Annotated in this window: 13 protein-coding genes; 10 read left to right on the plus strand and 3 right to left on the minus strand. The window is 74.3% G+C overall.

From position 1 onward, the window contains the following. From IE312_RS41885 to IE312_RS26245, 6 genes are all read left to right on the plus strand, one after another. On the plus strand, window positions 1-489 hold a 489-nt coding region (locus IE312_RS41885), incomplete at its 5' end, for an ABC transporter ATP-binding protein (protein WP_229900451.1). Between the two features lie 11 nt (window positions 490-500). Beyond that, the gene (locus IE312_RS26225) at window positions 501-1,889 is read left to right on the plus strand and encodes an MFS transporter (RefSeq protein ID WP_189984789.1); all 1,389 of its coding nucleotides are present in this window, start codon (window positions 501-503) and stop codon (window positions 1,887-1,889) included. A gap of 16 nt (window positions 1,890-1,905) precedes the next feature. After that, window positions 1,906-2,058, plus strand: a complete 153-nt coding sequence (locus tag IE312_RS26230; RefSeq protein ID WP_189984790.1) for a hypothetical protein — start codon at window positions 1,906-1,908, stop codon at window positions 2,056-2,058. Window positions 2,059-2,074: 16 nt separating this feature from the next. Next, window positions 2,075-3,901: an asparagine synthase (glutamine-hydrolyzing) gene (gene asnB, locus IE312_RS26235; RefSeq protein ID WP_189984791.1), complete on the plus strand. Its 1,827-nt coding sequence runs from the start codon at window positions 2,075-2,077 to the stop codon at window positions 3,899-3,901. An 11-nt stretch (window positions 3,902-3,912) separates the two neighbouring features. After that, a complete protein-coding gene (locus IE312_RS26240) occupies window positions 3,913-5,175 on the plus strand; it encodes a cytochrome P450 family protein (RefSeq protein WP_189984792.1) in 1,263 nt (420 codons plus the stop codon). Between the two features lie 156 nt (window positions 5,176-5,331). Continuing rightward, window positions 5,332-6,264, plus strand: a complete 933-nt coding sequence (locus IE312_RS26245) for an L-tyrosine/L-tryptophan isonitrile synthase family protein (protein WP_189984793.1) — start codon at window positions 5,332-5,334, stop codon at window positions 6,262-6,264. A gap of 45 nt (window positions 6,265-6,309) precedes the next feature. Here IE312_RS26245 and IE312_RS26250 read toward each other — a convergent pair whose 3' ends face one another. Beyond that, on the minus strand, window positions 6,310-6,654 hold the full coding sequence (locus IE312_RS26250; RefSeq protein ID WP_189984794.1) for a MerR family transcriptional regulator: 345 nt from the start codon (window positions 6,652-6,654) through the stop codon (window positions 6,310-6,312). A 405-nt stretch (window positions 6,655-7,059) separates the two neighbouring features. Here IE312_RS26250 and IE312_RS26255 point away from each other — a divergent pair, with 405 nt between their 5' ends. The 4 genes from IE312_RS26255 to IE312_RS26270 all read left to right on the plus strand — a co-directional run bounded on the left by IE312_RS26255 (window position 7,060) and on the right by IE312_RS26270 (window position 8,935). Beyond that, the gene (locus IE312_RS26255; protein ID WP_189984795.1) at window positions 7,060-7,434 is read left to right on the plus strand and encodes a GvpU-like protein; all 375 of its coding nucleotides are present in this window, start codon (window positions 7,060-7,062) and stop codon (window positions 7,432-7,434) included. A 316-nt stretch (window positions 7,435-7,750) separates the two neighbouring features. After that, a complete protein-coding gene (locus IE312_RS26260) occupies window positions 7,751-7,897 on the plus strand; it encodes a hypothetical protein (protein ID WP_189984844.1) in 147 nt (48 codons plus the stop codon). Further along, window positions 7,894-8,460 (plus strand): PRC-barrel domain-containing protein, encoded by a 567-nt coding sequence (locus tag IE312_RS26265; protein WP_189984796.1) that lies wholly within the window; start codon window positions 7,894-7,896, stop codon window positions 8,458-8,460. Before IE312_RS26260 ends, IE312_RS26265 begins: the two co-directional genes overlap by 4 nt. Window positions 8,461-8,506: 46 nt before the next feature. Further along, the gene (locus IE312_RS26270; RefSeq protein WP_189984797.1) at window positions 8,507-8,935 is read left to right on the plus strand and encodes a hypothetical protein; all 429 of its coding nucleotides are present in this window, start codon (window positions 8,507-8,509) and stop codon (window positions 8,933-8,935) included. Window positions 8,936-8,982: 47 nt separating this feature from the next. Here IE312_RS26270 and IE312_RS26275 read toward each other — a convergent pair whose 3' ends face one another. Beyond that, entirely contained in the window at window positions 8,983-10,563 is a 1,581-nt protein-coding gene (locus tag IE312_RS26275; RefSeq protein WP_229900452.1) for a metallophosphoesterase family protein, read from the minus strand. Window positions 10,564-10,719: 156 nt separating this feature from the next. Next, a partial coding sequence (locus IE312_RS26280; RefSeq protein WP_189984798.1) for a hypothetical protein occupies window positions 10,720-10,915 on the minus strand: 196 nt, incomplete at its 5' end.

A 10,915-nucleotide genomic window follows, 5' to 3' on the forward strand; every position in this document is an offset into this window, starting at 1 on the left:
GAGGACGCCGCCGACCGGGACACCGTCGCCCGCGCCCTGGCCGACGTCGGCATGGACACCCACGCGGAACGCCGGTTCACGGCCCTGTCCGGCGGGGAGCGCCAACGCGTCCTGCTGGCCCGTGCCTTCGCCCAGGAACCCGACGTCCTGGTCCTCGACGAGCCGGCCAACCACCTCGACATCCGCCACCAGGTGGAACTGCTGGCCCTGCTGCGCGGCCGGCGCCGTACGACCCTGGTCTCGCTGCACGACCTCAACGCCGCCGCGTCCGTCTGCGACCGCCTCCACGTCCTGCACGCCGGCTCGGTCGTCGCCTCGGGACCGCCGCGCGAGGTCCTCACACCGGCCCTGATGGCGGAGGTGTTCGGGGTGCGGGCGGTGGTCGTCGACCACCCCCTCACCGGCGATCCGCTGATCGCCGTCGACCACCGGGCACCGGCGGACGGGACGGAACCGGACCGCCCCCGGGCAGCCCGGTCGCGACGGTGAGGGGCCCGAGGATGACCGACCACGGCGCCGGTGCGGACCGGCCCGGGCACATATCCGCCGGTGCGGACGCCGGCGCGGACGCCGGCGCGGACCGCTGGGCGCTGGTGGCCGTGGCGGGTCTGCTGTCGTTCGTGGCGATGCTCGACATGAACATCGTCACCGTCGCCCTCGCGGACATCGCCGACGGACTGCACGTCTCCGCCGCGACCGCGCAGTGGGCCGTACTCGGCTACCAGCTGCCCGTGGTGGCGCTGCTGCTGCCCGCCGGGCGGTGGCTGGACGGCGTCGGGACACGCTCCGCGGTCCTCGCCGCGACCGGCGGCTTCGCCCTGTGCAGCGTGCTGGCGGCCGGCGCCGACCGGATCGCCTGGCTGATCGCCGCTCGTCTGGCGCAGGGCGCGTGCGGGGCCGTGCTGTTCGTGCTGATGCCGGTCCTCGCGATCCGTTCGGTACGGCCCGAGAAGCGCGCGCGGGCGATGAGCGTGCCCGCGACCCTCGGCCCGGTCGGCGCGGTGACCGGGCCCGCGGTGGGCGGTGTGCTGCTGGACCACCTGGGCTGGCACGCCGTCTTCCTCGTCAAGGTGCCCGTCTGCGTGCTCGCGCTGGTGGTGACCTGGCGGGCGCTGCCCCCGGACGGCGGGCTGCGGCTCCCCGGCCGGCGGGCGGCCGGGGACGCCCTGCCGGTGGCCGGCGGCCTGGCGGTCCTGCTGACGGCGCTGACCCTGGCCGCCGGCCGGCCGGCGTGGCTGTCGCTCGCGCTGGCGGCCGTGCCACCGCTGTGGTGGTGGTCGCGCGGGCCCGGCGGGCGTCCGGTGACCGGGGTGCTGCGGGTCCCGGGACTGCTCCGGGCGCACGGGGCGGTGCTGGCCCTGGCGGCCGGTTTCGCCGCCGCGCACTACGTCGTCGCCCTGCACCTGCGGCGCGACGAGGGCGTCAGCGCCACGACGACCGGGCTCACCGTGCTCGCCTTCCCGCTCGCCATGGGCCTGGCCGGTCCGCCGGCCGGCCGTCTCGCCGACCGGTACGGCGCCCGGCCCACGGCGGGCGCCGGCGCCGCCCTCACCGCCGCCGGCCTGCTCCTCCTCGTCCCGTGGGACGGCGCCTGGTCCGCCCCGGACGTGGCCTGGCGGCTGGCCCTGGCCGGCCTCGGCATGGGCCTGACCGGCGGCCCGGTCCAGGCCCTGGTCATGGGCACGGCCCCACCGGACCGCCTCGCCACCGCCGGCTCCACGGTCCAGCTGGCCCGCAGCCTCGGCTTCACCCTCGGCCCCGCCCTGGCCACCGCCGCCGGCGGACTGACCGGCGTACCCCGGGCGGGCCCGGTGCTGGCCGCGACCGCCGCCTGCCTCGCCGTACCCCTGCTCGCGCTGCCCGACCGCAGCCCCGCCGCCCGTCCCTGATCGAGGAGTCATGCGTATGTGCCCAATCACCGGCTGGGTGTCCTTCTTCCGGGACGCCCGTACCTGGATCGGGGTGGTGGGGATGTCCGGTGGTGCGGGCGGGACGGCCGCTCGTCCGGCCGTGCCGTCGTCCGCGCTCCCCGTCCGCCGCCCCACCGTCCGTCCCTGACCGAGGAGTCACGCCTATGTGCGGAATCACCGGCTGGGTGTCCTTCCACCAGGACGCCCGTACGATGGCCCCGGTCATCGAGGCCATGACGGCCGCCCTCACGCCCCGTGGCCCGGACGCCGGCGGTGTCTGGCTGGGGGAGCGCGCCGCGATCGGTCACCGGCGTCTCGCCGTGATCGACCTCGACGGCGGCACGCAGCCGATGACCGACCGGCCCGACGAGCCGGCCCACGTCCTCAGCTACAGCGGCGAGGTCTACAACCACCACGAACTGCGCGCCGAACTGCGCGCCCGCGGCCATGTGTTCCGCACGCGCAGCGACACCGAGGTGGTGCTGCGGGCGTACGCGGAGTGGGGCGAGGACGTCGCCGACCACCTGACCGGCATGTTCGCCTTCGCCGTCTGGGACGAGCCCGCCCAGCGGCTGCTGCTGGTCCGCGACCGCCTCGGTGTGAAGCCGCTGTTCTGGGCGGCCGTCGACGGCGGGCTGGCCTTCGCCTCCGAGCCCAAGGCCCTGTTCGCGCATCCCGCGCTCCGGCCCCGCGTGGACGCCGACGGGCTGCGGGAGGCGTACAGCCTGCTGTTCAACACCGGCCCGACGGTGTGGTCCGGCGTCCGCGAGACCGCGCCCGGTTCGCTGCTGGTCCTGGACCGGGACGGCATCCGCGAACGCCGCTACTGGCAGCTGGAGGCCGCCGACCACACCGACGACCGGGACACGACGGTGGAACGGGTCCGGGACCTGGTCGGCGCGGCGGCCCGCAGCCGGCTGGAGGCCGACGTGCCGGTGTGCAGCCTGCTGTCCGGCGGCCTCGACTCCACCGTCCTGACCGCCCTGCTCGCCGGCGAACTGCGCCGCCGGGAGGGCCCGGAGGCGAGGATCCGGTCGTACGCCGTCGACTACAGCGACCAGGCGGAACGGTTCACCGGAGACGTCCTGCGCACCGGCCACGACGCCCCGTACGCCGCCGAGGCCGGCGCCTTCATCGGCACCGAGCACCACACCGTCGTCCTCGATCCGCGCGCCCTGCTCGACCCCGAACACCGCAAGGCCGTCGTCGTGGCCCGCGACTCGCCCATCGGCGTGGGCGACATGGACACCTCGCTGTACCTGCTGTTCGGGCAGATCCGCGCGCACTCCACGGTCGCCCTGTCCGGCGAGGCGGCCGACGAGGTCTTCGGCGGCTACCCCTGGTTCCACCAGCCGAAGGCCCTGGCCGCGGACACCTTCCCGTGGCTGCTGGTGACGGGCGACGAGGCCGCCATGCCGCTGAACCCGGAACTCGGCCTGCGCATGGCCGAGTTCCGCGCCGACACCTACCGCACCGCCCTGGCCGCCGTACCGCACCTGGACGGCGAGACGCCCGCCGAGCACCGGCAGCGCGAGATGCAGCACCTGTCGCTGACCCGCTGGCTGCGCCAGCTCCTGCACCGCAAGGACCGCCTCAGCATGGCCCGCGGACTGGAGGTCCGCGTCCCCTACTGCGACCACCGGCTCGTCGAGTACGCCTTTAACGTGCCCTGGGCACTGAAGAGCTTCGACGGCCGGGAGAAGAGCCTGCTGCGCGCCGCCGGCACGGGCCTCGCCCCCGAGTCGGTCCTGTACCGGCCCAAGAACCACTACCCGGCCACCCACCACCCCGACTACAACCGCGGTCTGCAGGACCTGACCCGGGACGCCCTCGCCACCGAACAGGTGCGTGCCCTGGCCGACGAGACCCACCTCAAGCCCTGCCTCGACACCCCGCCCGACCGGCTGGAGTGGGGCCACCGCCTGCGCCTCGAACGCGTCGTGGACCTCGCCCTGTGGCTGGACCACCACCAGCCCGAACTCGCCCTCTGAGGAGCCCGCCGATGACCTTCCAGGACCCGCTGCCCGCCACCGGCCGGGACCCGCTGCCCGACCCGGTGCCGCTGTCGGGCTGCCCCTACAAGGCCGACCCCTACCCCCTGTACGCGCGGATGCGCGAGGCCGGCCCGGTGCACCGCGTCCTGTTCCCCAGCGGCGTCCACGCCTGGCTCGTCACCGGCTACGACGCCGCCCACGCGGCGCTGAACGACGACCGCCTGGGCAAGAACCACGACCGCGGCAACGACCGCTGGCGCGCCCGCGCCTCGATCATGCCCGAGCCGCAGCACTCGCAGCTCCAGGTGCACCTCCTGCACCAGGACCCGCCCCGGCACACCCGCATGCGCAGCCTGCTCACCGACGCCTTCGCCCCGCGCCGCGTCGCACGGCTCCGCCCCCGCCTCCAGGAACTGGCCGACGCGTGCGTCGACGCCCTGCCCGAGAACGGCCCCGCCGACCTCGTCGCCGGTTTCGCCGTCCCCTTCCCCTTCCAGGTCCTCGCCGAAGTCATCGGCCTGCCGCCCGAGCTGGCGGCCCGCTTCGACCGCGACTGGGGCAAGGTGGTCCAGCCCGTGGGCCCCGCCGACCCGGGACGCGCACGGTACGAGGAACGGCTGCGCGGCCTGCAGCGCTACATCGCCGACGTCGTCGCCCACAAGCGCGCGTACGCCCGGGACGACCTGCTCAGCCGTCTCGTCGCGGCCCGCGACCGGCACGAACTGTCCCAGGAGGAGCTGGACTCGATGGTCTTCCAGCTCCTGGTGGCGGGCCAGGAGCCGGTCACCAACCAGATCACCACGGCCCTGATCGCCCTGTTCCGCCACCCGGAGCAGCTCGCCCGTCTCCGCGCCGATCCCGCAGCGCTGCCCCGCGCGGTGGAGGAACTGCTCCGCTACGACAGCGCGTTCGAGCTCACCACCTGGCGCTTCTTCGACCGGGACAGCGACCTGCACGGCACCCGGGTCCCGGCCGGCGACTCGGTGATCGTCTCCCTGTGCGCCGCCCACCGCGACCCGCGCCGCTTCCCCGACGCCGACACCCTCGACCTCGACCGCAGCCCCAACCCCCACCTCGCCTTCGGCCACGGCGTCCACTTCTGCCCCGCGGCCGCCCTCGCCCGCGCCGAACTCCAGATCACCCTGGGCACCCTCCTCAGCCGGCTGCCCGGCCTGCGCCCGGCCGTCGCCGACGAGGACATCGAGTGGATCCCGGCCGTCCTGGGCCGCGGCACCCACCACCTGCCGGTCACCTACGACCGCCGCGTCTGACGACGCCCCGCGGCGGCCCCGTCCCCCCGCGCGACCGGCCGACCGCCCCGCTCACACCGTTCCTACGGCTCCCGGACGCCCGCCCGTCCCGGCGCCGTGCCGCCACGCGGCCATGTCCTCATGCCGCCGTGCCCTGAACCTCCTGGGAGAGCCGCCATGCCGCTGACGACTGCGCCGGACCCGCGCCTCACGAGCCTCAGTGCCGCCGTCCTGGCCGTCCTGCTGCCGTACCACCGCACGACGGACCGGGCCCCCGCCCCGCCGGACGCGTTCCCCCACCAGCTGCGCCGCATCGCCGACTTCGTCCGGGCCGGCGAACCCGTCCTCTTCACGCTCCCCGGCTTCCCCTGCAAGTCACCCAGCCCGGCCAAGGTCCTCGGCCACCTGCCCGACCAGGCCGAACGGCTCTCCCTCGGGTTCCTCCACAGCCTGTGCACACGGATCGGGCGCGTCTACCCGCCGGGCGCCCACGTGATCGTCTGCTCCGACGGCCACGTCTTCGGCGACCTCGTCCGCGTGCCCGACGAGCACATCGACGCCTACGCCGACGAACTGCGCGCCCACATGACCCGGCAGGGCCTGACCGGCCTGTCCCTGTTCGACCTGCGCGACGCCCTGGGCGACCTCGACCACGACACCGCACGCGCCCTCGTCCACCGCCGCCACGCCCCCACCGTCGACGCCCTGCGCGCCGAGATCCGCGCGGACGACCACGCCCTGGCCCTCTACCGCGGCATCACCCGCTTCCTCGTGGAGGACACCGCCGACTGGACCGGCACCCGCTCCGCGCTCCAGCGTGCCTGCAGACAGCGCGCCTACGGCGTCATCCAGCGCAGCCGCGCCTGGGGAGCCCTGATCGCCGAGCACCATCCCCGTGCCCTGCGCCTGTCCATCCACCCGCAGCCCGTCGGCGCCCCGAAGTTCGGCATCCGCCTCCTCGACGCCCCGGACGCCTGGACCACCCCCTGGCACTCCAGCGCCCTGCACCGCGCCGACGGCAGCTGGACGCTGCTGCCCCGCGCCACGGCGGCCCGCCTCGGCCGCCTGGTGCACCGGGACGGCCGGCCCAGCCACTTCGAACAGCGCTGACCCGCGGCCCGCGCCCGTGCGCCGGGCGTGGTGCTCGCCGTGTGCTCAGACGGGGCCGGGGCGTGCCGTCGCTTCGCCGGCGGCACGTCGGTACTCCGCGTTGATGCGCTGCGCCTCCTCCAGCTGGTCCTCGAGGATGACGATGCGGCACGCGGCCTCGATCGGGGTGCCCTGGTCCACCAGCTCACGGGCGCGGGCGGCGATCCGCAGCTGGTAGCGGGAGTAGCGGCGGTGTCCGCCCTCGGAGCGCAGCGGAGTGATCAGCCGGGCCTCGCCGATGGCCCGGAGGAAGGCGGGCGTGGTGCCGAGCATCTCGGCCGCCCGGCCCATCGTGTACGCCGGATAATCGTCGTCGTCCAGACGATCATGCAGTGGGTTGTCGGATGCCATGTCACCTCGCTGTGCAACGCGTCGAGGGGCCCTGGTGCCGTACGGCACCAGGGCCCCGAAGGAAATTCAACACCATCTGTCGGCCCTACTGCGGTGCCGACCTTCTGTTTCCGCTACCCGGCCCGGCAGGGCGGAGCGGGGGATCGCAGCTGCGTGACCGGGGACCACCTTCCAATCCGGGGTCTTGCGGTACCCGGGCCGAGGGCTTCTCGGGCCGGGCGATCCTGATGGCGTCAGCTCCTCCGTTCCTCTCGGATCTCTCGTCTACGAGCAGAACCATACCCTGCTCCGGAACGAAAATCTACTATGCCCACAGAAGATTTCACTCATCCGGCGGACCAGGAAGACTGCCGGTCCCGGACCTCGGGCGCCCGGGCGCGGGCGGGCGGCATAAGCTCTGCTGTCATGTCGAACCCTGATGAGCTGCTCGTCGCCATCTCCGCCGCGGTGGAGTCCGAGCGGAGCAATCAGATGGCGCTGACCGTCGTCGTCGGCGGTGCCGTCATCACCGGCCGGCTGGCTCCCGAGGCCGTGTGGCGGGAGCGGGTGGCGGAGGTCCTGAAGGCCTCGGACCGGCTCGGCCCGTTCTCGGACGTCTTCGCCCGCGGCCCCCGGCGCGGCGGGACCGGCCACGGCGAACCGCCCACGCATCTGCACTTCCACCTCGCCCGGATCCTCCAGGGCAGCCTCGGCATCCCGGAGACGGGCGGCATGTACCGCGTCGCGATCAAGGACGTCAGCGCATGGACCGTGGGCGACCTCAGCTACTCGGACCACTGAGAGCGCGGGCCCGCGTCAGCCGTCCCTTGGACGGTGCCGCGGCGCCCGCCGCCGGACCGGTCCGGCGTGAGTCCCACCGCACGTCGTGCACCCCGTGCGGGCGGTGACGCCGCTCCCCGGCCGTCTTCTCCCACGGCTGCTCACCCCTCGCTGCCCGCGAAGGGTGCCGCTGGGCGACGCCGTCCAGTGGTGACGAGGCATCAGCCGAAGGCGGTACCCGCAGGCGTGCCCGCCGGTACAGAGGGCAACCGGAGACCACGGAGAGGTCGCTGAGTGCATCTCAGGTCACGACGGGTGACCGACGGCAGGGAGGTGGATGACGATGTGGTGGATCTGGCTGGTCGCCCTCGTCGCGGCGGTGGCATTGCTCGCCGGGGCGGTGGTGCTCGTTCAGGCACGGCGCCGGTCGGGAACGGTGATCGCGGTCAACCGCGGGCGCGCCGGCCGGGGAGGTGGCCGGTGAACACCCTCGTACTCGCCTCCGAACTGTCCGGACGAGTGGTGGTGACACTCGGCGGGGAGGCGGTGGCGCAGATCAAGGACGTCGTCTTCGACGGTCCGGCGGGCCGGATCACCGGTTTCACCCTCAGCGGGCGCGGTCTGCTGGCCGGGCCGCTGAAGCAGAGCCTGCGCTTCTCCCACGTGCACGCCATCGGGCCGTCGGCGGTGATGATCGTCAGCCAGTCCCTCTTCGAGGACCGGGACGCGGTCGTCGGACGCGGCGAGGCCGGCCGGGGCCGGGTCCTCGGTGCCCCGGTCCTCACCGAGGAGGGCACGGACATCGGCACCGTGGCGGACGTCGTCGTCGAGACCGGGTCGAGCGGCCGGGTCGTCGGCTTCGAGATCGCCGCCAACGACAACCTCGACCCGGAGCACCGCAAGGTGTTTGTGCCGCGTGGCCAGTCGCTGGCCGTCTCCGGGGAGGCCCTCGTCATCCCGGCGCAGGCGCAGCGCTTCGTCGCCGACGACCTGCCCAGCTTCGCCGCCCAGGCCGAAGCCTTCCTCACGCACATGCGGCAACGCTGACCCGGCACCGCACCGCACCGCACCGCCCGACGAAGGAGGACCCGCCATGCTCTTCACCCAGGCCTTCGGTCTGCCGGTGATCACCGCCGACGACGCGACCACCGTGGGCAAGGTGGCCGACCTGACCGTCGACGCGCACAACGCCACGGTGGCCGCGGTGCGCCTGTCCGGGGCGTCCGACCGCGCCGGGGTGCTGGCGTGGACCGCCGTGGAGGCCGTGGGCCCGGACGCGGTGATCGTCCGTTCCCGGGTCACGGCCGAGCAGGACCAGGACCGTCTTCCCGCCCACCACCGGGCCCTCGGGAGCCGGGTCCTGACCGAGCACGGCGCCGAGCACGGAACGGTGCGGGACATCGCCTTCGACCCCGTCTCCGGTCGTGTCCTCACGCTCTACACCGCGCTCGGCGAGATCACCGGCGCGCGCCTGATGGGCCTCGGCTCCTACGCCACGGTGGTGCGCGCCGAACCCGTCTGAGCCCGGCGCCCGCGACCGGCGCGCCGGGCCCGGGCCTTCGGCGGCCGTCAGCCGTACGACGACCCGTCCCCGGGCGTGCCGGTCCCCGGCCCGGCCGGCGTGCCCGGCGGGCACAGGAACGACTTGTCGTCCAGGCTCGTGTCCAGCCTGCAGGTCGGGCCCAGCACGCGGCCGCCCGTGTTGCGGAAGGTGAGGACCCAGGTGTTCGCGGCGGAGCCGTGGCCCAGGTCCGCGTACCCGAAGACGCCCGGGCCGCCCATGGGGCCCACGGTCTGGGTGATCGACTGGCGGACGGGCTGCGGCGGGGTGCCGACCGGCTGGCCGACGACCGAGAGGTCGTCCGGTCCGTTGTCCGGCGGTCCGCCCGAGGAACCCACGGTCAGCTGCGGCGGGCGTACCGTGCCGAAGTCGACCATCTGGTAGAGGTGCACGTGCCCCGAGAGCACCAGCCGTACGTTGCGCGCCAGCCGGTGCAGCGCGGTGTCGGCGACCGCCTCGCTGAGCACCCTGGTCAGCCACGTCACGTCACCGGTCGTGTGCCCCGCCGCCTTCACCATCCACAGCGGCTTGTGCGTGAACAGGAAGAAGTCCTCACCGGGGCGCCGCTGGGCGTACTGGTTCACCTGGTCGAACTGCCTGGTGAACACGGCCCTGTTCGCCGTACTGCCGCTGTCCGAGGGGTCGGCGTACGAGGAGTCCAGGGAGACCAGGTTCAGCAGGCCGGCGCGGAGCGCCACGGGATCGGTGAACCGGTCGCACGAGCCGTCGGCGCGCAGGTCGTCGGCGAGGTAGCGGAACCACGCACCGCCCGCACCGCCGTGGAAGCTCGGATTGCAGTCCTCGTGGTTGCCCCGGGTGAGCGCGACCGGCGCGGTGGCCAGCAGCGTCTGCGCGGGCCGGAAGAAATCGGCGACGACACAGGCCCAGCTCGCCGCGTCCGCGGTCGTCGTGCAGCCGGGGTTCTGCTGCTTGTCGTTCTCCCTGTCCGGGTCCGCCCGGTAGAGGTAGTCACCGACGTGGACGACGAGATCGGGTCGCGTCACCGTGGCGGCGCTGTTCGCGATCGTCGGGAAGGGCCAGCCGCTCTGGTGGTCCGCGCAGTTCTGGACCGTACCCGTCCTGGGCACCGAGCAGCCGGTGTCCCCGACGACGGCGATCCGCTGGGGGCGTGACGTCGACGTCCAGCCGGGCAGGGGGAGCCGGCGGTCCCCGGGATGCAGCACGGCCGCGGGAACCTGTTCCAGCCTCGCGCCGGACGCCGTGAGGGGCACGCCCACCTCGCACACGGTGGTGGGGAACTGCGACCCCATCGGAGTGCTCACCTGGTGCATCGGGTGCGCGTCGCTGGTCGTGCCCAGGGTGTAGCGCAGCGAGGGACACTGCTGGCTGGTGTCGGTGGACACGTAACGGACCTGGGTCCCGCGGCTGGTGAGCTGGGTCCACGCCCAGGCCTCACCGCCCGGGGCGCCCGGCGGGGGCGCCGATCCGTAGGGGCGCGCGGGCCCGGGGGGCCGTGGCTCCGTTCCGGTCCCGGCCCGGGCCGGGACCGGACTGGAAGAGGCCGCCGTGACCGAGGCGGTCGTGGCCAGCGCGCTCACCATGACGAGCGCGACCATGCGATGTCTCATGCCGGTCCCTTCGTTCCCGAGAGGGTGGACGCCCGCGCTCACGCCGGGCCCACCATGCGGGAGCGTTCCGGCCGCCCCGGTTCCTCACACCCCCTCGCAGCCGAATGGCCCACACGCGCACGGCCGCCGTCATGGGGAACCCGGGAGGGGGCGCGCTCAGTCCTGAGACACCGTCTCGGGGAGCCCCGGCACCGGGGGTGGTGCGGGGTCGTGCCCCGGCGCGCCGTCGGCCTCCGGCGGCCCGGGCCGGCGACCGGAACCGTACGAGAGCGACAGGTCCAGGATCCGGTCCAGCAGCATGGCCTGCGTCGCGAAAGCCAGCAGGTCGTACGTCGGTTCCGGCGCTGCCGTC

The organism is Streptomyces capoamus (assembly GCF_014654935.1).
In the GTDB taxonomy this organism is placed as follows: domain Bacteria; phylum Actinomycetota; class Actinomycetes; order Streptomycetales; family Streptomycetaceae; genus Streptomyces; species Streptomyces capoamus.